Below are 22,191 nucleotides of genomic sequence, written 5' to 3' on the forward strand. Positions count from 1 at the left end.
TAGGACTTCCTTCAGATTCCATCTCACGATGGACACCCTTGTCTTCGACTAGTGGTTAGCGACTAAACCTCCACAGTGGACTTTCACCACTTAGATGTATGCCATGCCCGGCACACGAAAAAACACGCTGATTGCTCAACGTGTTTCGTTTAATCTTCTTTGGCATCTTGGAACTGTGAATTATAAAGCTTTTCATAGGCTCCTTGTTGCTTCATCAATTCTTCATGTGTTCCCTGTTCAACAATGTCGCCATCGTTAATTACAAGGATTAAATCCGCATTACGAATAGTAGATAAACGATGGGCAATGACAAAGCTTGTACGCCCAGTCATAACATTTTTCATCGCTTCTTGTAAGATTTTTTCCAATCGTGTATCAACGGAAGAAGTCGCCTCATCTAAGATCAATATCTGAGGATCTTTTAGAATTGCTCTAGCAATCGTTAACAATTGCTTTTCACCTTGGGATACATTGTTAGCTTCCTCGTTAATTAAGGAATCATAACCATCTGGTAGAGTACGAATGAAATGATGTACATTAGCCATTTTGGCAGCCTTAATAACTTCATCTTTTCTCGCATCTAAGCGACCATAACGAATGTTATCATAGATTGTACCTGAGAATAACCAAGTGTCTTGTAATACCATACCAAACTGATCACGTAAATTTTCTCGTTTCATATCTCGTATATCCACACCATCAATTTTTATGCTACCACCTTTTACATCATAGAATCGTAACAATAAATTAATAAGTGTTGTCTTACCAGCACCCGTTGGACCAACGATAGCGACCATCTGTCCACTTTTTACGTTGATATTCAAATCCTGGATGAAGTTATGATCGGTGTAACCGAATTTTACATGTTCAAATGTAACATTGCCTTTTGCATGATCTAATACTTCTGCCGGATTCTTTTCTGCTACTTCCTCTTCTTCCTCTAGGATTTCTAAGATACGTCCTAGCGCTGCAGCTGCAGCTTGGATTTGAGAGGATAGTGCTGATATCTGTGATAATGGATCATTGATTTGCCAAATGTAACGGATAAATGCTTGTAGGTTACCTATTTGCATAGTGCCTTGGATTACATAGATTGTTCCTACAACCGCAATTACACCAATTGTAATATACGTAACTAGTGCATTCAATGGTCCAATGGTAGAAGATACAAATTGTGCCTTAAAGGCATTCTCTCTTAATTCTTCGTTTAAATCATGAAATTTTTGAATACTTTCTTGTTGTTTGTTGTATAACAATATTTCATTATATCCTGTGTACATTTCTGTGATTGCGCCATTTAAAGCACCAAGTGCATTTTGCTGTGCCTTAAAACGTTTTTGAGAACGTTTTACAATCGCACGTGTAATCAATAATGTAAATGGAATAATAAGTGCAGAAATAGCAGCCATCACCGGATTGATCATAAACATCATAACCAATGAGAATACTAAGGATAAAGCACCTGTTGCGACACTGATAAAACTCTGTTGCATCGCATTGGATACAGCGTCAATATCGTTGGTAATCTTACTTAAGACATCTCCAAAGTGATGGGTATCAAAATAACGTACAGGTAATCTTCTAATTTTACTTTGTACTGCATTACGCATATCTTGCATAGCATGTTGAATTGCATTGGTTAACCAAACAACCGCGAACATTTGTGAGATTGTCTTAGCTAAATAAATGCCCAACAAGATCAACATAACTCTTATAATCTTTTGAAAATTAATCAGGATAACTCCTGCTTGAGAGTTCACGACATCCTCTGCCAATTGTGTCGTAATCAAACCTTCAAAGTAAGGTGCTAAGGACATTGTTAATACCGCAATAATTGCCATAATAACAGCCCCAACAAATCCCCACTTATAAGGCGCTAAGAATTGATAGAATCCTTTGATACTCTTCATTATTTGTTGTTTTTTATTCATGGTTCAATTCCTCCTCACTCAACTGTGATAGAGCAATTTCGTGATAAATCTGACAGTTCTTTAATAGCTCTTTATGTGTTCCTATACCGATTACGTTTCCTTCATCTAAGACTACAATTCGATCGGCATCCATAATACTAGAAATACGTTGAGCTACGACCATAACAATGCTATCTTTTGTCTCTTTCTTTAAATCATGACGTAATTTTGCATCAGTCTTAAAATCAAGAGCTGAAAAGGAATCATCAAATACATAGATATCAGGTTTTCTAACCAAGGCACGAGCAATAGAAAGTCGTTGTTTTTGACCTCCAGATACATTGGTCGCTCCTTCTGTAATCTCTTCTTCAAAGTGCTTTTCTTTTTCCATGATGAAATCAAGACCTTGTGCAGTTTTCGCGGCATGCTCAACTTCTTCATGTGTTGCATGTTCTTTACCAAAGCGAATATTTTCTTCGATTGTCCCACTAAATAACATTGCTTTTTGTGGAATCACTCCCAATTTAGAACGTAGTGCGAATAAATCATAATCTCTTAAATCCACACCATCGATATAGATATGACCACTTGTCACATCATAAAATCTTGGGATTAAGTTTACTAGAGTACTCTTACCAGAACCAGTACTACCAATAAACGCAATGGTTTCACCTTTCTTTGCTTTGAAAGATATATCATGTAGAATAGGTTCTTCCCCATCCGGATATACAAATGTCACATGATCAAACTCAATCGTTCCACTTTGATCTCCCTCCATTTTTCCATTCTTTGGATTCATAATCAAAGGTTCTGTATCCAACACTTCTTGAATACGTTTTGCACTTACTTCTGCTCTTGGATATTGCATAAATACCGTACAGAAAAGCATGACAGAGAACATTGCATGGAATAAATAATCCATAAATGCAACGAGTTGCCCTACTTGAAGTGCATTGTTTTCAATCAAAAGTGCAGCTACCCAGAAAATAGCAAGAGCTGCTAAATTCATAACCATAAAAAAGATTGGGCTTGTTAATGACATGAGTTTAAATAATTTTTTGGAATAGCCTGTGAATTGATGATTCATATCATCGAATCGTTGCTGTTCATAGTCGTCATTGTGAAATGCGCGAATGACACGAATCCCACTTAAATTCTCGCGGGAAATTCGATTCAGTCCATCAAGCGAATTTTGCTGATTTTCTGAAATTGGTTTAGATATCCTAGCGACGATAACAACCCCAATGATAATCATTGGAATGGTAGTCGCAATTACTAAGGATAAAGGAATTGATGCACGAGCTGTCATTATAAAACTAGCCACAAACATGACCGGAGTCATGAGGGCAGTACGTAACAACACATTAACAAACGTCTGAATTTGATAAGCATCATTATTGGTTCTAGTAATCATACTAGAAGTACCAAATTTATTAAATTCAAACGCGGTAAATTGCTGGACTTTGTTAAAGATATCATTACGAATATCTCTAGTAATAGACGTTGAAATTTTTGCACAGCAATACCCTAATAAAATAGTACCACCTACACCAATCAACGAAATCACTAACATAACAAGTCCCATTTGAAGGATATAGTCTGTATCCCCCTTGAGCGCACCGTTATCAATCATCATAGCGACGATTGTAGGAATTCCCAGTTCCACCAACGCAAATCCAAAGACAGACAAAACATTTACAATTCCAATTTTCTTGTAATTCTTTAAATAATGTAAAATTAGACGCATATTTGTCCCTCCTTATTTTGCCTTATCAGGTTCTGGCTTGTTTATCATAAACTATAAGGTTACCTTATAGTCAACACTTTATTTTATTTCTTTCCATTATTTTCACATTTGTCTTTCCTTTTATATCTCCAGCATTGACGTTTTTCTCTAACATGCTACTATATAGATAGATAGGTTTTATGATTTTAAAAAAACCTAGAGAAAAAGGAGAAAATGGGGATGAAAAAACTATGTTTGGTAGCTTTAAGTGCGTTAACAGTGTTGAGTTTAGCAGGATGTGGTAAGAAAAGCGTTGAGGATACATTAAAAGACAATAAACTTGAGGTAAGTTGTAAAGATGAAGCATGTTCCATAATGCCTAGTGATGAGAGTTACTCTTTTGCATATTCTATAGTTGATGATAAAGAAAATTTATCTTTTATAAAAATAGACCTAGCAACATACTCATCAATTATTTACTCTCTTACTAATGATTATACCTTTATCCTTAATGACGATGGTTCATGTATCATCACGAAGGGTAAACCAAGTGGAGACTGTGGTGATGATGCAACGGAAATCGCTAAAGATTGGAAAGAAACATATAAAACAACATTGTCTGATTTAGAAATCGAAGAAAAAGAATTACTCACATTTTTCAAAGATCAATTTAACAAAGCGTTTAAATAGAAAAGTTTCAATTTCAAAAGATTGTCCTATGGCAATCTTTTTCCTATATAAGTAGAAGCTATAGACATATGCTTCGCCTCATACTATACTTTATACAAGGAGAATCTTATGAATAAAAACAAATATTTTACAGCTGGAGAATTTTCAAAAATTGTTGATGTTGAAAAGCATGTTTTATTTCATTATGATGAAATTGGTGTATTCAAACCAGCATTTGTTGCGGACAATGGCTATCGGTATTATTCTATACATCAATACGATACCTTTCTCATCATTAAGAATCTTCAAAAGATGGGAATGTCTTTACAAGAAATACGCAATTATCTAGAAGAAAGAAACCCTTCTTTATTCTTGAACCTATTGGATACAAAAGCCAAAGAAATTGATGATGAAATACGATATCTTCTCAGTATTAAGTCGATGATGAAATGGATGAAAGATTCCACAACCTATGCCTTAACTCATCAATACCAAGAATTTGAACTTGTTGAATTAGAGAAAGAAAATCTCTTGTGTACTGAGAATTTAGAGAATACAAATGATAAAAGCTTTGCAAACTTTATGAAGGACTATATCAATTTTATGAAAGAAAGTTCCATAAGTGTTCAACAAAGTGTAGGAAATATGATAACCATTGATCATTTACGTAAACAGGATTATATTAACTATTCGTATATGTATCAAGTCTTACATGAAGATTATGCAAAACCATCCATGGTTCGTAAAAAAGGTTGGTACTTATGTGGATGGCACAATGGAAGTTATAATGATTTAGATGACACATACAAAGCAATGTTGGAGTATGCAGATAAGCATGATATTTCATTAGGAACTTATGCTTATGAAGAGTATATGGTAGCGGATATCGCAGTAAAAGAGGATAGTGAATATATAACTCGTATTTATATGGAAACAGATAAAATCTAAGGATCTTATCTGTTTTTTATTGTTTCGGTGTAATCTTTATGAACTATGTATAAGAGAAGAAAGGATACTCATACTACCTATAGAACGATATAAGGAGGTATGTATATGGATTTTGATTTACATGGAAAGATCGCGTTGGTAAGTGGATGTTCACAAGGGCTTGGATATGAATGTGTAAAGATATTAGCACAACATGGGGCAGATATCTTTGGTATTAGTATCGGGGATGATAGTAAGTTAAAGCAAGAAGTTGAAGTGATAGGTAGAAGATATCATTCCATGACGATCAGCCTAACCACTCCTGGTGCTATACATTCCTTGATGAAAGAAGTGCTGGGAACTTATCAAAAGATTGATATTTTATTGAATTTTGCAGGTACACTAAAGAAAGAAGATACACTAAAGATTACAAAAATAGAATGGAATTCTGCTATGGATATCAATGTGGGAGCTGCCTTCTTTTTATCACAAGAAGTCATTAAACAATTCAAAAAACAACAAACAGGTGGAAAGATAATCAATGCGAGTGGAATACTTCCTTTTGATACAAGTGAATATTGTGCTTATTATACTAGTAAAGGTGCTTTGGAGGCTATGACAAAGTATCTTGCTTATGAATTTGCTAGTGATCATATTCAAATCAATGCCATTGCGTTTGGGTTTATGGATACTGGCGCAAAGTTACAAAATGGAGATGGCAATGAAATGGATACCTCTATCTTACAAAGGATACCAACACACAGATGGGGGAGTGTACAAGATATGGAAGGTTTGATTCTTTTATTAACGTCCTCCAAAGGAGATTACATTACAGGAGCTTGTATTCCTATTGATGGTGGCTATTCTATACACTAAGCAAAAAGAAGTGACTCACTTCTTTTTTTACGCCATCATATATGCAATGATAAAAATACATAAAATTCCTAAACATAATGCCCCCACTAATATGCAGAGCGCTGTCTTAACTTCTTTTTGTGTAGGTTCCATAATCACCCTCCATCTTGTTATATGTAAAAACTAGAAAATGAGATAGTTCATATGCCTATTTCTATACATATTGTTAACTTCCTCTATAATTCTATCCTTACTGTTGATTTTACTGTACAAAACAAGCTTTGCTATATCATAATAAAGAAGAATAGGGGGAATAAATATGAGAAAGGATTTCGGGACTATTCTAAAAGAAGCATTGACAAAGAATAATTACAAACAAAAAGACATTGCGGAGAAGTTAAATATTTCTCCTCAAACCATGAGCCATTATATTAATAATAAGAGGCTTCCACAACTAGACTGTTTTCTTAGCATGGTAGAATTTCTTGGTTTAAAAGATGTATTTGAGGGTTCCCCACCACTCGATAAGGAGCATATGAATACATTTTTAATTACAGTGATTCCAAAGTTAGATGAAGAACAACAGTACATTCTATTTCTATTGGTGCGATACTTTGATAAAAGTATGCATCAAAAAAAAGGAACTCAAATGAATTCCTAAAACAAAAACAATGTAATATAGACAACGATACATGCAACCAGAGCAACCATAATCAAACTCTTTCCTTTATATGCAAGCACCAATGCCGCTGCACATCCAATACAACTTGCCAGTATCTGGGAGGGCGAAGTTCCAGCGGATGTAAATATAGCTGGAAATGTCATTGCGCCAAGAACTGCATAGGGTACATAAAACAAAAAAGATTTTATAAATTGGTTATGTATTTCTTTTTGAAAAAAGGTCAAAGGTATCATTCTTATAAGGTAGGTCACACCTGCCATAACGAGAATATATGGAATATAGTTACTCATGATGTACCTCCTCAATTGGAAAGAAATAAGCCCCAAACGCAGAAGCTATTACTGTGCACAAGATAATTGCAAATCCTGAACTTATTGGTACCCATGTATGAACGATGGCAAACAAACAACTTAGGAATATGGAAATTATCAGTACTTTTCTTACGGCTGAAAATTTCTTAGCAGGAGGAATGATGATTGCTAGAAACATTCCATAAATTGCAATCCCTAGCGCATTACGAATGGCTAGTGGTAATATGGTGCTTGCGGCTCCTCCAAGGAATGTACCAAATGTCCAACAGAATACAGGAAATGAAATAAGTCCTGCCATGTACCATTTACCAACGCGTTCATAAGTACTACTAGCAAGCGCAAATATTTCATCCGTGATGCCAAAAGAGACAAGTGCACGTTCGTGAGTCTTCATTTTCTTATCGACTTTTTGAGAAAGAGATAAAGACATTAAGGCATAACGTAAATTAATAATAAATTGAGACAATGCCAATTCAAATAAGGATCCTTGTTGAAGAATTAAGGCTAATCCAGAGAATTGTCCAGCACTTGTCAAATTCACCAAAGATATCATTACCGCAACCCCAACAGGTATTCCTCCAGAAACAGCTGCCATACCAAATGTAAAAGATACCGAAAGGTATCCTAAACCAATTGGCACTCCATCTTTTATCCCTTGTTTAAAACGATTTTCAATCAATTCCAAAAGCTTCACTCCCCGCTTCTTTAGGCATAATTATACCGTATTGTAAGATATATGAAAAGAAGAAATCCTTCTATCTTAAAGGATTTCCTTATTTATTCAACATAATATCTAAAATGGTAGCGTCCATTTCCTTTAAACCACCACTGACAAGTTTCCCAATGTGCTTTACTGTTTCTTCTACATCTTCAAAAATGATACCTTCTTTGCTAGTAGGTGAAATATCATTCATCGCCAGTGTAGAACATTGAATCGCTGCATTTGTAGCGGTAGCTATTTTCAATGCACAGGTTGTTTTCGCCCCATCACAAATCATTCCAGTCATATCCGCAAGCATATTACTTATGGCATGTTTTATGTTATGTAAATCTCCACCCATCAAATAGGTAATCCCACAACTTGCCCCAGTTGCTCCAGCGATACCAGCCCCACACAAAGGAGATAACCTACCCATGTATTCTTTGATATGGCAAACAATCAAATGACTAATTGCCAATGCTCTAGCTAATTTTTCTGGAGTTTCTTTAAGTTGTTGTGCGAGTGCTATTACAGGCATAGAACAAGCAATCCCTTGATTTCCACTTCCTGCAGTAGTCATAATAGGCATAGTACAACCATCCATTCTCGCATCGGATGCTGCGGCAGTAGCCGCAATGATTTGGTTCGCAACATTAGCACATAAAATATTCTTCCCATTCTCTGTATTGATTTTATTACCAACTTCTAATCCATATCCTCCTTTTAAGCCTTCTTGTGATACCTTTTGGTTCATTTCGGCGCCATCTAAAAGGAATGCAATTTCTTCAAAAGGGATGGTTGTCGCAAACTCATAGATTCCAGAGATTGTTAACAAGGTTCCCTTTTGTTCATCACTATCCTTGCATAATGACACTTCTTTAATGATTTCTTGATCTTTTTTTAAAAGGATTACATTTGTATGTTCACGAGCAATCACGACTTCTACGTTATGATGTACACCGCGCATATGTACTTCTATATATAAATTCTCATCCACAAACTTTTGTTTTGTAATTATGATCTTTTTATCGATTATCTTTTCTGCTTGTTGTAGTTCTTCTTTTGTGAAATTCGATAGTATTTCTAATTTCTTATCTGGTTTACAAATCGCAACACCCAAAGCAGCCGCAATATCCAACCCTACCTTGCCAGTTCCAGGTATCCCTACTCCCAATGCATTCTTAATGATATTTGCACTCAAAAAGAGGTCTATATGTTGAACTTCTTCTTCAAGCAAATCAAAAGCTAATGCGGTTGCATATGCCACCGCGATTGGTTCTGTACACCCTTCTGCAGGTATTACTTCTTTTTTAAGTGTTTCTAAATATATACATTTCATATTCTATCCTCTTTTACTATCATTCTAATAAATATAACAAGCATTGTAAACATATTTAGAACTTTATTTATGATTCGTATACTTTTACAGAAAAAAGATTCGCAAACAAGCGAATCCTTTAAAATTCTAGCTTTCTCTTATGCTTCAGTTGCACGTAATTTTAAACGTACTTCTTTTACACTCGCAATAGATGAAACCTCTCTAGATTTGCAAATGACTTTCCAAACTGCAATACTAATAACAAAGTCAATGGAACTATGCACAATAGTTCCCACTCCAACAAGTCCAAATACCATATATACAAACTCACTTGTTGTTGTCGTTCCCATATATGTAGGAAGTACCACAATAACTTCACATAGTGCGTGAACAACACCTACACATACTACAAATATAATTGTCTTAACTAAAGAATTTAATGTTTCTGGATGTTTCTTTAAATAATACGCTCCCCCAAATGCCCATATAACATGACTCAATGCGCGAAGTACAACTGGTAGTGGGAATGCTGCTAGTAAAAATCCTAAAGTAGTACCAAGTGCTACAGAAACCGCCACACTAGGAGATACAAATACCGCAATCATAATTGCCACATGAGATGCTAAAGTAAAGGACATTGGTTCGATTAAAACCTTAATTGGCGATACCATAGGAATCAAAATCCCAACCGCTATTAACATTGCAGATAATACCATTTTAAATATATTCTTATTCATACAATTTTTTCCCTTTCATCTATTTCTAACAGGTGTCTTGACACATGTTATGACTATTATAAACTTGCAAGTCACACCTGTCAATCCTGTTTTTTGTGAAAGCGTTTATAAAAAGGTTCCTCTTCACAAAGAACCTAACTTATATATGTCATAAAGGATGATAACGTATACTTCTTAGGATTTCTCGTAAAGGAATCCTTTTTCTTTTAAAGCATGTATAATTCTTTGATAGGTATCTTCATCTTTGCATTTGATGGTATGCAAATGAAGTCCGTTGGTAAGTTTTGATAGTGGAATTGCTTGATTGTTCTTCACGTTACTTAAGAACTGATCTGCATCATAGCGTGACGTGATATGAAGTTGTCCAGATAATTGACCATATAAAGGGTGTTCTACAATAACATCTACAATTGTACCTCCATGATCCACAATCGTATATAGCTCTTCTTTCAAATCTTCTTCTTTATGCACTACTGCGATTGCATAGGTCATAGAATCCAAGCTTATATCTTCCATTACATATCCTCTTGGAGTCGCAATAATATTCACGCCACTCGCTCTCAACAATGCGATATCCCCTACTACAATTTGTCTAGATACATGAAATTGAGTAGCCAAAGAACTCGCTGAACAAGGTTTTTCACTTTGTTTTATGGTTTGTAATATGGAGTCTCTACGCATGGAAGAATTCATAGGCAACACTCTCTTTCAAAAATAAATTTCTCTATAACCTCCGCAACTCCACCTTCATTATGGTCTGCTGTAGTAACATAATCACAGATGTCTTTAATTTCTTGTGCTGCATTGGCTACCGCAACCGATAAACCTGCGGTCTTTAACATTGCAATATCATTAAAATTATCTCCAATAGCAATCGTCTGTTCTACCGGTATTCCTAAATGCTGTGCTAGTTCTCTAAGACCCAATCCCTTATCAACTCCAGCACGATTCATTTCAAGATAGCGATCACTAGAAAAAGAAATACTAACTCCATCCGTAATTGGTAACATATCCTGTGCAATGTTTCTTAGATACTCCATATCAGCTCGTTGGAATAAAATTTTCATAATCGGAGTATTTTCTAAGAAATCGATGGTATTCTCTTCCATAACCACGGCATCACTTTTAAACATAAACAACCATTCTTTTTCATCTTCATTGATTTGATAGGCATATACATCTTTATCAGTAAATAGTTGAATACATAACCCATGTTCGATTCCATAAGTAAATAATTGTTTCGCTTTTTCAAATGGAAGGGTATGAAATGTTAGTTTCTTAAAATCTTTATTTTCACAAATGATACTACCATTACCAGAAATAATATATTCATCTTCTTTGTTATGTACATCCAACGTATCTAAGACATTTTGAATACATGTATATCCCCTGCCTGTCGCTGGTACAAATCGTATACCAAATTCTTGTTGTGCTCGTTTGATTGCTAGAACGTTACGTTCACTTATTTCTTTATCGCTATTTAATAGTGTTTCATCTAAATCACAGGCAATTAATTTATACATGTTCGTACCTCCAAATATGTTCTATTATAGCATGTTTTTAATCAAAATGTTCTTGAAGCCACAATGCAACCGCATCTTGATTATGATTGCTTATGACACCTGTTGCCTTTTCTTTTAGTTGGGGCAGTGCATTTTCAACTGCATAACAAGCATCACTTATCGCAAACATTGGAAGATCGTTTATAGCATCCCCAAATGTAATCACCTGATCATACTTCCCCATTTCCTTTAAAGCTTGAATTGCATATGCTTTGCTTGCTTGTATAGGCATCATTTCTAGCCAATACTCTTCACGATATAGTTCTTGTTGAAAAATGGTATTCGTAAAAGGATATGTACATATTTTATCATATACCTCTTGAAGAAAGACTCTCTCATGAATACATGTCATATAGAAAATATTTCCGTCGTATAACTCTTCAATGTGCTCTACTGGACGAAAACGTTTATCATGTTCACGTTGAAGAAGGTAATGATGTCCTCCTTCATGTAACTTACTTGGTAGATAACTTACTCTTTCTACACCATCTATATAAGCATAAACAAATGGGTATTGTGCAAAGGAAAGCAACGTATCTAGTAACTGTTTACTTTCTACATCAGAGAAAAATTGAGAATATATTGGAGTATGATGTATAGGATCGATAATAAAAACTCCATTATAGACAACCATAGGTATGTTGAGATGCAACCCTTGAACAACCTTAGATGCAGAACTAATGGATCGTGCAGTCGCAAATGTAAAATGCATTCCTTGTTCTATAAGTCCATTGATAATGCTTATCGTTTTTGAAGAAAGATTGGACTGTGAAGTAAGAAGTGTTCCATCTAAATCACTCACATATAGTTTTCTCATCATAATTCTCCTTATGGTCTGAACACAAATAAAATAAAGTATATGTGATTACGATAAATATAGCCATGATAAAAGAAAATGGAATGGAAAAACTTAGTTCTATGTTCTCATAAACTTCATTGATAAGATTCATAGGTTTTAATACATCCCAAGAGTTTAAACGCAGAAACCTTCCAAGGAATACACCGAATCCACTTAACAAGGAAATAACAGCTACCATTCCCCAGGAAATCCATGTATTGTACTTATCTTTTACATACAACTGTATATGATAAAGAGAACGATACCCAGCAAAAAAACCAATCAAAACTCCACACCCTATATGAAGTAATTCAATCCATACCCAAATATCACGTACATAAAAACTTCCTTGTGATGAGAATTCATAAAATGTTAATGGTGTAATATGTATGAAGTCCGTAATCAAATAGGCAACGTTTGGAAATAGCAACAACCAACAAATAAAACATACAATCATGGGCACTGTTTTCTTCTGTTTGGCCATACTCAAAAATAAAGAGCTAAAGAATAAAGGCAATGTCGCAAGCATTATATTCCAAATCATTGCACGATGGATAAAAACTTTCGTTTTATTGTAAACATACATAGAAAAAATAGAATACACAACAAATAGGATGATAAAAATAATTTCTTTTCTTCGTAATTCCTTCCTCATATGTTTACCTGCCTTCCATATATAGTATTATATCATGCTACGCTTTTCCTAATACTAAAGATTCTCTTAATTTATCGATAAGCTATATAAAATAAACTTATTATTATTTTGTTTATTGATATTATAAACTTCTGGTGTTACTATTATTATGAGGTGATGTTATGAAGACAATTAGTTTAGATCCATTTTATAAAGATGGGTACATTAAGCAAATGCCCAAAAAAAGAGAACTACGCATCCTTATACTACAATCCATTTGTAAAGAACTACCTCTTCAAGAAATCTATACAGAATCAGAAATCAATAATTTTTTGAAAACACGTTGTGATGATTTTGTTGAAATAAGAAGGTATCTAATTGATTATGGTATACTCAAACGCAATAGGGATGGCAGTGCATATTACAAGTGTAATAAGGACGGAATATAATGTTTATTTGTAATTAACTTTAAGAATCATATTCATCCTCTATTATCTGAATACTCAAAAGGGTAACTAAAAAGCGTGGAATCCACGCTTTTTAAACATAAATTATATTAGAAATTTACTTCTGTATCATAGTAGCAGCATTTCAATAATTTCACCATTTCTTCTTGAGATGGTTGACGAGGATTGCTACCTGTGCAAGCATCTAAAATTGCATTTGCCGCAATATCTTCAACTCTTTCAAGGAAAACATTTTCTGGAACAAATCCTTTTTCTGCAGGAAGTCCATCGATTCCATAAGTATTGATAGAATGTGGAATATTTAAATCATCACTCATTTTACGTAAGTGAGCAATCAATAATGCCACTTTTTCATCATCATTGTTTCCACCTAATTTCATATAGTCCGCAATCACACCATAACGTTTTTTCGCTGTTTCATCTTTTGCGTTGAATGCGATAACTTTAGGTAAGTACATTGCATTTGCTGCACCATGGATAATATGTCCTCCATCAATATCAGTAAATGCTGCACCAGTTTTATGTGCCATAGAGTGCACAATACCAAGCAATGCATTAGAGAATGACATACCAGCTAAACATTGTGCATCATGCATACTTGCACGACATTCCATATTTCCATTATAAGAATCTACTAAATCTTTTTGTATCATAGTAATTGCATGTAAAGCAAGAGGATCTGTATAGTTACAGTTTGCAGTAGATACATATGCTTCCACTGCGTGTGTCATAGCATCCATTCCAGTATGTGCAACTAATTTCTTAGGCATTGTTTCTGCTAAGTCAGAGTCAACGATTGCTACATCTGGTGTGATTTCAAAATCCGCAATTGGATATTTAATTCCTTTTGTATAATCCGTAATGATAGAGAATGCAGTAACTTCTGTTGCAGTTCCTGAAGTAGATGGAATAGCACAGAATTTTGCTTTTGTTCGCAATTTTGGTAAACCAAATACTTTACACATATCTTCAAACGTTGATTCAGGATACTCATATTTGATCCACATTGCTTTTGCTGCATCAATTGGTGAACCACCACCAACAGCAACAATCCAATCTGGTCCAAATTCTGACATCACTTGTGCACCACGCATTACAGTATCAACAGATGGATCTGGTTCAATACCATCAAAAATCAAAGTTTCCATACCAGCTTCTTTTAAATATGCTTCGATACGATCTAAGAATCCGCCTCTTTTCATGGAGCCTCCACCAGTACAAATGATTGCTCTTTTACCAGTAAAATCTTTTAGAGCCTCCAAAGATCCTTTCCCGTGATACAAATCCCTAGGTAATGTAAATCTCATTAAAAAAATCCTCGCTTTCCGGCTTATTGTAAGCCCTTAACTATCTATCAGTTTACATCAAATTACTTGTGAATTCAACAACTTGCACTCACAAGTAGACTTTTTTCGAAAAAAGTATTACGTATTTGTAGATATGTGTTATATTATTCTTGAAAGTATTTTTCTGAAACAAAAGAAAGGAGAGATTTCATGGAATTCATTGATGGCTATAAATTGATGTCCATTCTACGTCATACACTCAATAAACTTGATTATAGACTCATTGATCATGGCTATCGAGTTGCCTATATGGCATGGAAGTGCGCACTTTTTGAAGGGAATTTGCAACCAGAAGAATTACGTGATTTCACTATCACTTCTTTCTTACACGATATAGGTGCATATAAAACAGATGATATTGAGAAAATGGTAGAGTTTGAAACACAGAATATTATGAAACACTCTGTTTATGGTTATTTATTTCTAAAATATCTTGCGCCATTAAAAGACTACTCTAGAGCTATTCTTTGTCATCATATGCCTTATAATAAATTAAAAAATTATAATATTCCTGAATGGAAGTATATTCAGATTCTTTTCATATGTGATCGTTTCGATATTCTAATGACAATATACAACGATGTCCAAGAAGCAAAGAATAAATTACTAGAACATTCTGAGACTTTGTTTTCTTCGGATATGCTTGACTTATTTTTCCAAGCAGATGTGGAACATTACTTCATAGAAGATGTTTACCTCAAAGATATCGAATTAGATTTTAGCGAGATTTCAAAAATCTTACATTCAGATGAAGAACTGCGTGCTTATCTAGATATGATCACCTATTCGATAGATTTTAGGAGTGAATACATGATAACACATACCATGACAACCAATCGCATTGCTTTACATATAGGAAGATTGATGCAAGTAAGTACTAGCGATTTAGAAAAAATTGACTTAGGTTCTATCCTTCATGATTTAGGTAAAATCGGAATACCAAGTGAAATATTGGATTTCCCAGGAAAACTAGATGATGAACAAATGATAATTATGAGAAAACACGTCGATTATACAATAGAAATCTTAGATCATTTGATAGAAGAAGATATCGTTCAAATCGCAGTACGTCACCATGAAAAATTAAACGGTACAGGGTATCCACTAGGTTTAAATGAGAATGATTTAACCATGAATGAACGTATTGTTGCAGTAGCGGATATCATCAGTGCTTTATATGAACAGCGTAGTTATAAAGCAGCCTTACAAAAACATGAGATTGTAAAAATACTTCGTTCAAATGTGAATCATCATGAATTGGATTCTACCATTGTTGAAACCACTATAGCGCATTATGATGAGATCATAGCACAAGTTCAAAAAGAATGCGATCCTATGATTCTACTCTATAGTAAGCTTTCAAAACTGTATCCAGAAATATGTCAAAACATGGAAGAATATTTGATAAAAGGTACGAGCCTTACATAGTCTTTTATATGTACAGACATTTTCAAAAGTGATATAATATTTTCGTTCTTAATACGATTTTTATAGAATATACTATGAGGGCAATGTTCCTCTTCAAAATGCCGGAGTGGCTCAATGGTAGAGCAATTCACTCGTAACGAATAGGTTGGGTGTTCGATTCACCTCTCCGGCACCATATAAACTAAAATCCTTTTCCATAAGGGATTTTTTTAGTTTAAACGGTTGTATGGCATAAATAAATGGCATATGAAAAATAAAGTATGCAACCAAATCAAACCGTTTATGTTAATTCTCGTTGGTTGAAATCAAGCTTCTGCTGTCCTATACTTAATGTAAGGAGTGTGAAAAGTATGATTTCTCAGAATTTAATGATTTTACGAAAAAAATTCCGCTTTTCGCTTGAAGAAGTTGCGGAAAGAATTGGAGTTTCGAGACATGCAGTTACAAAGTGGGAAACAGGTGAAACAGTTCCTGACTTACACAATTGTAAATCACTAGCAGATTTATATGGAGTCACAATAGATGATCTTGTGAGTTTTGATAGTAAAGAAAACAATTTGCATATTCCGCCAAAAGGAAAACACTGTTTTGGTACAGTCAAAGTTGGTGAACGTGGGCAAATTGTAATTCCTAAAAAAGCTCGTAATCTATTTGATATGAAAGCAGGAGATGACTTACTCATTCTTGGAGATGAAGAACAAGGACTTGCCTTAGTGAAAGCAGATGTGTTCTTAAAGTTTGCACAAGAAATATTGAAAGGTGGAAACGAATCTCATGGAGGCAATTGAAACCATAAATCTTTCTAAATCTTATTCCAATATCCAAGCTGTGGATAAATTGAATTTCTCTGTTAAAGAAGGAGAACTCGTATCTTTATTAGGAATGAATGGAGCTGGTAAGTCGACTACAATCAAAATGTTATCAACTTTAGTATTACCAACAAGTGGAGATGCGAAAGTATATGGACATAGTATTTGCCATGATAGTTTTGAAATAAAAAAATTAATGAATGTTTCACCCCAAGAAACAGCAATAGCCCCTAATCTAAACGTTGAAGAAAATCTAAGATTCATATGTGGTGTATATGGTTACTCTAAAAAGGAAGCAATACAAAAAACAAAACAAATGATAGAGGATTATACAATGCAAGCCGTAGCGCATCAAAAAGCATCTACCCTATCTGGTGGATGGCAACGCAGACTATCCATAGCAATGGCATTGATTACAGAACCAAAAATGTTATTCCTAGATGAACCTACGTTAGGGTTAGATGTTCTTTCAAGACATGAGTTGTGGGATATCATTCGTAAACTAAAACAGAAGATGTCCGTAATTCTTACCACGCATTACTTAGAAGAAGCTGAAGAATTAAGTGATCGTATCATTATTATGTCAAATGGAAAGTGTATTGTTAATGGAACGGTTGAAGAAATCAAACAGAAGGCAAACGCTATAACATTAGAGAATGCTTTTCTTTATTTCAACCAAAAGGAAAATACTTTATGAAAACGTTAACGTTCGCAAGTAGAAATACAAAAGAAATTTTACGAGATAAAGTAAATCTATTCTTCGGTATTGTATTTCCAGTCCTATTGTTAGGTTTATTAACGCTTATTCAATCAAATCTCCCTGTAGAACAATTTCCTTTACGTACGCTAGCTCCTGGTATTGCTGTATTTGGATTATCTTTTATATCTATGTTCTCAGGCTTCTTAATTGCTAAGGATCGTACAAGCTCTTTTATGATGAGATTGATGAGTTCTCCGATGAAGTCTTATAACTTTATAGGTGGTTATGTTTTACCATTGATTCCAATGTCATTCATCCAAACAACCATCTGTTATATAGCTGCTTTATGTTTGGGACTTCCTTTCTCTATTCGCATCATTGCCTGTATAGTCGCCAGTGTTCCTATCAGTTTGATCTTTATTAGTATTGGATTGATATGTGGTACTTTATTTACAGACAAGCAAGTAGGCAGTTTATGTGGAGCCGTGCTTACAAACTTAGTCGCATGGCTATCTAGTACTTGGTTTGATGTTAGTTTGGTAGGAGGCTGGTTTGAAAATTTAGCAAATGCTCTACCTTTCCTTCATGCAGTTAATCTTGGTAGAAATATATATGCAGGAAATTGGAATATGCTTGGTAACGATTTTGTGGTTATTCTGATGTATGCACTCATCTTAAGTGTTATTTCCATTTATGTATTCACGAGAAAAATGAAACATATGTGTTAGCGTTTGATTCTAAGTCAAACGCTTTTATTTAAATCTTCTATCTATATTTTCGTACTTCATCGACAGATTTCTTTGACCAACATATACAAAATCTAACGCGTACAAAAAAAGAAGTCTGCCTTACAGGCAAACCTCGTTATCTTCTAATAAAATGGTGGAGGTTAAGGGACTTGAACCCCTGACCCTCTGCTTGTAAGGCAGACGCTCTCCCAACTGAGCTAAACCTCCACGACTGGTATAGATTTTACCATAGTTTCATTGAATAATCAACCACGAAAGAAAAAAAGGGCCAAGCCCTTAAATATTTGATAATTCTTCTTGCTTTTTACTAATCTTACGATATGCACGTAAATAGATAATAAATACAAGCACAACAACTATAAGTAACAATACACAACCTGTCATGAACAATCCTGTCATCATACTTGGATGTGTAGATAAAGAATAGTATATGTAAAGTAATGCCAAAAAGCAAATTACATCTACTGCAAGTAATGAACGCCATCCGCTTAATAAACGTTTGTATAGTGCTAATCTTGAAACACGATCACTAAAAATATTTGGTTCTGCCTCATGGATTGGCATTTCAATACGGAAATAATTCCATACACCATCAAACTCTGCTTTCTCGTGATAGATATTTTCCCAACCAGCTTCTAAGTAGTTGTCAACGTATCGATCTCCATCTTTTTTATCTTTTTCATAGTATCCTAAGTGATAGTAATAATTCTTAGGTTCACCTTGACGGAAAATGTACTGCATTCCCTTTTTTGTCACGAAGTGATACCCTTGTAAAGACATATCATGTAAATACACTGCCTCATCATCCATATCAGATACGAAGAATAATTTAAAACGTTTAATATCTTCTAAGATAGGTGCTGTAATCTCTTCTTTCGTTTCCACTTCAGTTGTTTGTAAGGGAGCACTCTCTTCACTAGTAGTTTCCACTTCTTTTGTCTTCAAGCTTTTTTCATCGTTCTTCTTCTTAGTTACAGTTCTGCTTGCTTTCGCTTTTGTTGCAGGTTTTTCTTCCTTAGACGCATCTTCTGTTTTCTTTGCTTTTGTTGTCTTTGTAGGTTTAGCTTTTGCCGTAGCAACTGCTTTACCCGCATCCTCTAAAGCAACTGTATCATCTTTTTTCTTTGTCTTTGTAGTTTTGGTAGTAGTCTTAGCTTCCTTTGTTGTTTCTTTCTTAGGGGCTTTTGCCTTTGTTACCTTCTTTGTATTTTCAGCATCCGCTTTAGTTTCTTTCTTTGCAGATGCTTTTTTCGTCGTAGTTGTTTTCTTTTTTATATTTTTTGAGGTATCTTCTGTTTGAAGATCTTTTGTCTCTTTTTCATTTGTTTTGTTTGTATCCATAAATAGCCTCCATTAATGTGCTACATAATAATTTAACATGTATACCTTATCGTGTCAAATTAAACCAAATTTAGCAACTCTTGAAAAGAGTCTATTTTTCTTTCGTATTCATCCACATTTCCAAAACCATAGCTCGCAAAAATGAAAGGAATATGTGCATCAATACTAGCTTCTTTATCCTTTTGTGTGTCTCCTACATATACAGCATTTTCTACTTGATTGCGTTCCATAAGCATACGTATATTAATACCTTTTTTCTTGCCAGTTCTTCCTGAACATTCATAGTCAATAATATACTTTTGAATATCGTATACAGAAAACAATGTCTCTATGTAGCCATCTTGACAATTTGATACGATATATAAATCGTGCTCTTCACTTAGTTTTGCCAATACGCTCTCTACCTCTGGATATAAATCTCCAGGATGATCTTTTAAGTATTCGCACTCCTCATTCATGCAAGTGGTAATAAGTTCCATTTGTTTTTCAAAAGGATATTGAGGAAAGATAGTAGCTGCGATATCCTCAGTAACCATACCCATCACACCATGGATTTCTTCCACACTCACATGCGCATCTGGTATTCCTAGCCTTTGTATTGTTTGATTATAAGATTCTGCAATCCTTTTTGTAGAATCCCATAGGGTTCCATCTACGTCTAATATTATTGATGTTTTCATTTTTCATCACCTCATTGTTATTTATCGTAGCATATTTTACGTCAGAAATCTATCGGACCTTCTCTTTTATATACAATGTAAAGTTCGCATACCAAAACTTTTCATCATGCACGATGTCTAAACGTACGATTCTGCATGTATTTAACACATCCATTTCAAATGAGGATATAGAAAGTTTGAGGTGTAAATCTTGATGTCTCATAAAAAGTGACAACATATCTCCTTCGTAATGAAACGCTTTTGTAGACCAAGTACTCGATCGATGATACTGAAAATCTTTCTTATTCTTTATTGCGAAGTATTGTTTACGAGCGAGTTGATAAAGTTGCCACCTACAGGCTATTGGTACCTCATGGAAATAAGCCATTTGAGAAAGCCTATGTGAATGCCTCTCCTCCATTTGTTTTACTAAATCTTGTAGCTGATCCATATAGGTTTGCTCATACTCTAGTAAAATCCTTTTCTCTTCCTCCTTCATTCTAATTCTAATCTTCTTTGTAAAGTACATAATTGCACACTCCTCTCACTTTCTATATACGAGAAAAGCATGTGAAATTCCTAAATTTTCTTTGATATTTTTCATAAATATAAAAAAACACCCAATATGAGTGTTTATTGTTTAATGGCGGAGTAGGAGAGATTTGAACTCTCGCGCCAGTTTCCCGACCTATACCCTTAGCAGGGGCACCTCTTCAGCCGCTTGAGTACTACTCCGTGTCTGATAAGTTGCTTTAACATATCTTGTTTTTTTGATGCCATAAAAGTATATCATAAACATTTTTAAAAGTCTAGTATGTAAGTTGAGATTTCTCTCTACTTATGATACTATAAATCCATAAAAACTCTATTCATACTTTATGTATGGTATAGTATAACTGTAACCAATGAATTCATCGAAAATCATACGTTAGAAATTGACTTGATGAACCCTCATTAGTATTGGAGAATATGGGAATATGAAAATTTCAACAAAAGGCGTTTATGCTTTAGAAGCAATGATTGAATTAGCTTCTAAAGGTGAAGACAAATGCGTAAGTGTTCGAGAAATTGCAGAGCACAGATCTTGTTCTATCAAGTATCTTGAACAGATTTTTAAATCATTGAAAACTGCAGGTATCATTAAGAGTACTCGTGGAAAAGAAGGTGGCTATCAAATAGCAAAACCAACTACAGAGATTACCTCAAAAGATATCATACTTGCTGTGGAAGGAAAGCTGGATCCTGTACTTTGTCTTTCACAAGTATGTCCTAGAGCAGCTAAATGTAAGACGCAACCTATTTGGTACGGAGTACAAGAAGAGATTTTTCATGTGCTACAATCGAAAACATTATACGATTTAGCTATCATGTATAAAAAAGAGGTGGCAAAATGAAATTATCCACAAAATCAAGATACGCCGTTCGTAGTATGATTGACCTTGCTGCGGCAAATCAAACTTTATCAATTATGGAAATCGGACAAAACCAAGATATATCAGAACGTTATCTAGAACTTATTTTTGCGAAATTAAAAAAATCTGGCTTATTAAAAAGTGTAAGAGGAAGCCATGGCGGATATCAACTTTCTAGATCTGCAGATGAAATTACGATTTATGATATTGTCCATACAATGGAAACAAATTCAAGTATCGTAAAAGTGAAGGAAAGTAACGACCCATTAAAATGTGTTTTACAAAGAGAGATTTGGAATCCAATCGACCATAACCTTGAAGAATACCTAAAAAGCATTAAGCTAAGTAGTCTTTTATAAATAAGTATTCTTTCATCCCTTATGAATCTATCAAGAAGCCCCGTACAATAAA

The 22,191-nt window shown here is 34.4% G+C and carries 25 protein-coding genes and 3 tRNA genes; 12 read left to right on the top strand and 16 right to left on the bottom strand.

Annotation, left to right across the window (positions count from 1 at the left end; genetic code table 11):
* Positions 1-149: 149 nt before the first annotated feature.
* Positions 150-1,931: an ABC transporter ATP-binding protein gene (locus ACWG0P_RS00005; RefSeq protein WP_455799918.1), complete on the bottom strand. Its 1,782-nt coding sequence runs from the start codon at positions 1,929-1,931 to the stop codon at positions 150-152.
* A complete protein-coding gene (locus tag ACWG0P_RS00010) occupies positions 1,924-3,657 on the bottom strand; it encodes an ABC transporter ATP-binding protein (RefSeq protein ID WP_455790445.1) in 1,734 nt (577 codons plus the stop codon). The genes ACWG0P_RS00005 and ACWG0P_RS00010 overlap by 8 nt, the downstream gene beginning before the upstream one ends.
* A gap of 219 nt (positions 3,658-3,876) precedes the next feature.
* Between ACWG0P_RS00010 and ACWG0P_RS00015 the strand changes: the two genes are divergently transcribed.
* The 4 genes from ACWG0P_RS00015 to ACWG0P_RS00030 all read left to right on the top strand — a co-directional run bounded on the left by ACWG0P_RS00015 (position 3,877) and on the right by ACWG0P_RS00030 (position 6,748).
* Positions 3,877-4,326 (top strand): hypothetical protein, encoded by a 450-nt coding sequence (locus ACWG0P_RS00015; protein ID WP_455799919.1) that lies wholly within the window; start codon positions 3,877-3,879, stop codon positions 4,324-4,326.
* A 108-nt stretch (positions 4,327-4,434) separates the two neighbouring features.
* The gene (locus ACWG0P_RS00020; RefSeq protein ID WP_455799920.1) at positions 4,435-5,253 is read left to right on the top strand and encodes a MerR family transcriptional regulator; all 819 of its coding nucleotides are present in this window, start codon (positions 4,435-4,437) and stop codon (positions 5,251-5,253) included.
* A 105-nt stretch (positions 5,254-5,358) separates the two neighbouring features.
* A complete protein-coding gene (locus tag ACWG0P_RS00025; protein ID WP_455799921.1) occupies positions 5,359-6,108 on the top strand; it encodes an SDR family oxidoreductase in 750 nt (249 codons plus the stop codon).
* Between the two features lie 298 nt (positions 6,109-6,406).
* Positions 6,407-6,748 carry a helix-turn-helix transcriptional regulator gene (locus tag ACWG0P_RS00030; protein WP_455799922.1) on the top strand — a complete coding sequence of 114 codons (342 nt, stop codon included), beginning with the start codon at positions 6,407-6,409 and terminating at the stop codon, positions 6,746-6,748.
* Here ACWG0P_RS00030 and ACWG0P_RS00035 read toward each other — a convergent pair.
* The 8 genes from ACWG0P_RS00035 to ACWG0P_RS00070 all read right to left on the bottom strand — a co-directional run bounded on the left by ACWG0P_RS00035 (position 6,745) and on the right by ACWG0P_RS00070 (position 12,890).
* A complete protein-coding gene (locus tag ACWG0P_RS00035; RefSeq protein WP_455799923.1) occupies positions 6,745-7,059 on the bottom strand; it encodes an AzlD domain-containing protein in 315 nt (104 codons plus the stop codon). The two genes, ACWG0P_RS00030 and ACWG0P_RS00035, sit on opposite strands and share 4 nt — an antisense overlap.
* Positions 7,052-7,765: an AzlC family ABC transporter permease gene (locus ACWG0P_RS00040; RefSeq protein WP_455799924.1), complete on the bottom strand. Its 714-nt coding sequence runs from the start codon at positions 7,763-7,765 to the stop codon at positions 7,052-7,054. The genes ACWG0P_RS00035 and ACWG0P_RS00040 overlap by 8 nt, the downstream gene beginning before the upstream one ends.
* A gap of 88 nt (positions 7,766-7,853) precedes the next feature.
* The gene (locus ACWG0P_RS00045; protein WP_455799925.1) at positions 7,854-9,119 is read right to left on the bottom strand and encodes an L-cysteine desulfidase family protein; all 1,266 of its coding nucleotides are present in this window, start codon (positions 9,117-9,119) and stop codon (positions 7,854-7,856) included.
* A 137-nt stretch (positions 9,120-9,256) separates the two neighbouring features.
* Complete coding sequence (locus ACWG0P_RS00050) at positions 9,257-9,835, bottom strand: hypothetical protein (RefSeq protein WP_455790435.1); 579 nt, start codon at positions 9,833-9,835, stop codon at positions 9,257-9,259.
* A 174-nt stretch (positions 9,836-10,009) separates the two neighbouring features.
* A complete protein-coding gene (locus ACWG0P_RS00055; RefSeq protein WP_455799926.1) occupies positions 10,010-10,528 on the bottom strand; it encodes a 3H domain-containing protein in 519 nt (172 codons plus the stop codon).
* Positions 10,525-11,358, bottom strand: a complete 834-nt coding sequence (locus ACWG0P_RS00060) for a Cof-type HAD-IIB family hydrolase (RefSeq protein WP_455799927.1) — start codon at positions 11,356-11,358, stop codon at positions 10,525-10,527. Before ACWG0P_RS00060 ends, ACWG0P_RS00055 begins: the two co-directional genes overlap by 4 nt.
* Before the next feature lie 37 nt (positions 11,359-11,395).
* Positions 11,396-12,214 (bottom strand): HAD family hydrolase, encoded by an 819-nt coding sequence (locus ACWG0P_RS00065; RefSeq protein WP_455799928.1) that lies wholly within the window; start codon positions 12,212-12,214, stop codon positions 11,396-11,398.
* Positions 12,192-12,890 carry a DUF1361 domain-containing protein gene (locus ACWG0P_RS00070; RefSeq protein ID WP_455799929.1) on the bottom strand — a complete coding sequence of 233 codons (699 nt, stop codon included), beginning with the start codon at positions 12,888-12,890 and terminating at the stop codon, positions 12,192-12,194. Before ACWG0P_RS00070 ends, ACWG0P_RS00065 begins: the two co-directional genes overlap by 23 nt.
* Before the next feature lie 161 nt (positions 12,891-13,051).
* On the opposite strand from ACWG0P_RS00070, the gene ACWG0P_RS00075 reads away from it, so the two are divergent.
* Positions 13,052-13,318: a DUF2087 domain-containing protein gene (locus tag ACWG0P_RS00075; RefSeq protein WP_455799930.1), complete on the top strand. Its 267-nt coding sequence runs from the start codon at positions 13,052-13,054 to the stop codon at positions 13,316-13,318.
* Between the two features lie 107 nt (positions 13,319-13,425).
* On the opposite strand, the gene ACWG0P_RS00080 is transcribed toward ACWG0P_RS00075, so the two are convergent.
* Complete coding sequence (locus ACWG0P_RS00080; RefSeq protein WP_455799931.1) at positions 13,426-14,643, bottom strand: iron-containing alcohol dehydrogenase; 1,218 nt, start codon at positions 14,641-14,643, stop codon at positions 13,426-13,428.
* 189 nt (positions 14,644-14,832) lie between these two features.
* Here ACWG0P_RS00080 and ACWG0P_RS00085 point away from each other — a divergent pair, with 189 nt between their 5' ends.
* The 5 genes from ACWG0P_RS00085 (at position 14,833) to ACWG0P_RS00105 (ending at position 18,347) form a co-directional block, all read left to right on the top strand.
* Positions 14,833-16,110 carry an HD-GYP domain-containing protein gene (locus ACWG0P_RS00085; protein ID WP_455799932.1) on the top strand — a complete coding sequence of 426 codons (1,278 nt, stop codon included), beginning with the start codon at positions 14,833-14,835 and terminating at the stop codon, positions 16,108-16,110.
* A gap of 100 nt (positions 16,111-16,210) precedes the next feature.
* A tRNA-Thr gene (locus ACWG0P_RS00090) sits at positions 16,211-16,285 on the top strand.
* 175 nt (positions 16,286-16,460) lie between these two features.
* Positions 16,461-16,898 (top strand): helix-turn-helix domain-containing protein, encoded by a 438-nt coding sequence (locus ACWG0P_RS00095; RefSeq protein ID WP_455799933.1) that lies wholly within the window; start codon positions 16,461-16,463, stop codon positions 16,896-16,898.
* Complete coding sequence (locus ACWG0P_RS00100; RefSeq protein WP_455799934.1) at positions 16,885-17,616, top strand: ABC transporter ATP-binding protein; 732 nt, start codon at positions 16,885-16,887, stop codon at positions 17,614-17,616. Before ACWG0P_RS00095 ends, ACWG0P_RS00100 begins: the two co-directional genes overlap by 14 nt.
* Positions 17,613-18,347, top strand: a complete 735-nt coding sequence (locus tag ACWG0P_RS00105) for an ABC transporter permease (protein ID WP_455799935.1) — start codon at positions 17,613-17,615, stop codon at positions 18,345-18,347. Before ACWG0P_RS00100 ends, ACWG0P_RS00105 begins: the two co-directional genes overlap by 4 nt.
* Before the next feature lie 152 nt (positions 18,348-18,499).
* Here ACWG0P_RS00105 and ACWG0P_RS00110 read toward each other — a convergent pair.
* The 5 genes from ACWG0P_RS00110 to ACWG0P_RS00130 all read right to left on the bottom strand — a co-directional run bounded on the left by ACWG0P_RS00110 (position 18,500) and on the right by ACWG0P_RS00130 (position 21,103).
* Positions 18,500-18,575 (bottom strand) — tRNA-Val (locus ACWG0P_RS00110).
* Positions 18,576-18,644: 69 nt separating this feature from the next.
* Entirely contained in the window at positions 18,645-19,709 is a 1,065-nt protein-coding gene (locus ACWG0P_RS00115; protein ID WP_455799936.1) for a DUF2812 domain-containing protein, read from the bottom strand.
* 59 nt (positions 19,710-19,768) lie between these two features.
* The gene (locus ACWG0P_RS00120) at positions 19,769-20,389 is read right to left on the bottom strand and encodes an HAD family hydrolase (RefSeq protein ID WP_455799937.1); all 621 of its coding nucleotides are present in this window, start codon (positions 20,387-20,389) and stop codon (positions 19,769-19,771) included.
* A gap of 49 nt (positions 20,390-20,438) precedes the next feature.
* Positions 20,439-20,897, bottom strand: a complete 459-nt coding sequence (locus ACWG0P_RS00125) for a hypothetical protein (RefSeq protein WP_455799938.1) — start codon at positions 20,895-20,897, stop codon at positions 20,439-20,441.
* 115 nt (positions 20,898-21,012) lie between these two features.
* Positions 21,013-21,103, bottom strand: a tRNA-Ser gene (locus tag ACWG0P_RS00130).
* 242 nt (positions 21,104-21,345) lie between these two features.
* Between ACWG0P_RS00130 and ACWG0P_RS00135 the strand changes: the two genes are divergently transcribed.
* A complete protein-coding gene (locus tag ACWG0P_RS00135; RefSeq protein ID WP_455799939.1) occupies positions 21,346-21,762 on the top strand; it encodes an RrF2 family transcriptional regulator in 417 nt (138 codons plus the stop codon).
* Positions 21,759-22,139 (top strand): RrF2 family transcriptional regulator, encoded by a 381-nt coding sequence (locus tag ACWG0P_RS00140; protein WP_455799940.1) that lies wholly within the window; start codon positions 21,759-21,761, stop codon positions 22,137-22,139. Before ACWG0P_RS00135 ends, ACWG0P_RS00140 begins: the two co-directional genes overlap by 4 nt.
* Positions 22,140-22,191: the final 52 nt, after the last annotated feature.

This window comes from Amedibacillus sp. YH-ame6 (assembly GCF_053848845.1).

Excerpts from the sequence above, each read along its gene's own strand:
- ACWG0P_RS00125 (WP_455799938.1), bottom strand. The coding sequence starts at position 20,897 with ATGTACTTTACAAAGAAGATTAGAATTAGAATGAAGGAGGAAGAGAAA.
- ACWG0P_RS00095 (WP_455799933.1), top strand. The coding sequence starts at position 16,461 with ATGATTTCTCAGAATTTAATGATTTTACGAAAAAAATTCCGCTTTTCG.
- ACWG0P_RS00010 (WP_455790445.1), bottom strand. The coding sequence starts at position 3,657 with ATGCGTCTAATTTTACATTATTTAAAGAATTACAAGAAAATTGGAATT.
- ACWG0P_RS00120 (WP_455799937.1), bottom strand. The coding sequence starts at position 20,389 with ATGAAAACATCAATAATATTAGACGTAGATGGAACCCTATGGGATTCT.
- ACWG0P_RS00030 (WP_455799922.1), top strand. The coding sequence starts at position 6,407 with ATGAGAAAGGATTTCGGGACTATTCTAAAAGAAGCATTGACAAAGAAT.
- ACWG0P_RS00080 (WP_455799931.1), bottom strand. The coding sequence starts at position 14,643 with ATGAGATTTACATTACCTAGGGATTTGTATCACGGGAAAGGATCTTTG.
- ACWG0P_RS00005 (WP_455799918.1), bottom strand. The coding sequence starts at position 1,931 with ATGAATAAAAAACAACAAATAATGAAGAGTATCAAAGGATTCTATCAA.
- ACWG0P_RS00140 (WP_455799940.1), top strand. The coding sequence starts at position 21,759 with ATGAAATTATCCACAAAATCAAGATACGCCGTTCGTAGTATGATTGAC.
- ACWG0P_RS00070 (WP_455799929.1), bottom strand. The coding sequence starts at position 12,890 with ATGAGGAAGGAATTACGAAGAAAAGAAATTATTTTTATCATCCTATTT.
- ACWG0P_RS00085 (WP_455799932.1), top strand. The coding sequence starts at position 14,833 with ATGGAATTCATTGATGGCTATAAATTGATGTCCATTCTACGTCATACA.
- ACWG0P_RS00025 (WP_455799921.1), top strand. The coding sequence starts at position 5,359 with ATGGATTTTGATTTACATGGAAAGATCGCGTTGGTAAGTGGATGTTCA.
- ACWG0P_RS00060 (WP_455799927.1), bottom strand. The coding sequence starts at position 11,358 with ATGTATAAATTAATTGCCTGTGATTTAGATGAAACACTATTAAATAGC.
- ACWG0P_RS00055 (WP_455799926.1), bottom strand. The coding sequence starts at position 10,528 with ATGAATTCTTCCATGCGTAGAGACTCCATATTACAAACCATAAAACAA.
- ACWG0P_RS00115 (WP_455799936.1), bottom strand. The coding sequence starts at position 19,709 with ATGGATACAAACAAAACAAATGAAAAAGAGACAAAAGATCTTCAAACA.
- ACWG0P_RS00065 (WP_455799928.1), bottom strand. The coding sequence starts at position 12,214 with ATGAGAAAACTATATGTGAGTGATTTAGATGGAACACTTCTTACTTCA.
- ACWG0P_RS00100 (WP_455799934.1), top strand. The coding sequence starts at position 16,885 with ATGGAGGCAATTGAAACCATAAATCTTTCTAAATCTTATTCCAATATC.
- ACWG0P_RS00075 (WP_455799930.1), top strand. The coding sequence starts at position 13,052 with ATGAAGACAATTAGTTTAGATCCATTTTATAAAGATGGGTACATTAAG.
- ACWG0P_RS00135 (WP_455799939.1), top strand. The coding sequence starts at position 21,346 with ATGAAAATTTCAACAAAAGGCGTTTATGCTTTAGAAGCAATGATTGAA.
- ACWG0P_RS00020 (WP_455799920.1), top strand. The coding sequence starts at position 4,435 with ATGAATAAAAACAAATATTTTACAGCTGGAGAATTTTCAAAAATTGTT.
- ACWG0P_RS00045 (WP_455799925.1), bottom strand. The coding sequence starts at position 9,119 with ATGAAATGTATATATTTAGAAACACTTAAAAAAGAAGTAATACCTGCA.
- ACWG0P_RS00035 (WP_455799923.1), bottom strand. The coding sequence starts at position 7,059 with ATGAGTAACTATATTCCATATATTCTCGTTATGGCAGGTGTGACCTAC.
- ACWG0P_RS00015 (WP_455799919.1), top strand. The coding sequence starts at position 3,877 with ATGAAAAAACTATGTTTGGTAGCTTTAAGTGCGTTAACAGTGTTGAGT.
- ACWG0P_RS00050 (WP_455790435.1), bottom strand. The coding sequence starts at position 9,835 with ATGAATAAGAATATATTTAAAATGGTATTATCTGCAATGTTAATAGCG.
- ACWG0P_RS00105 (WP_455799935.1), top strand. The coding sequence starts at position 17,613 with ATGAAAACGTTAACGTTCGCAAGTAGAAATACAAAAGAAATTTTACGA.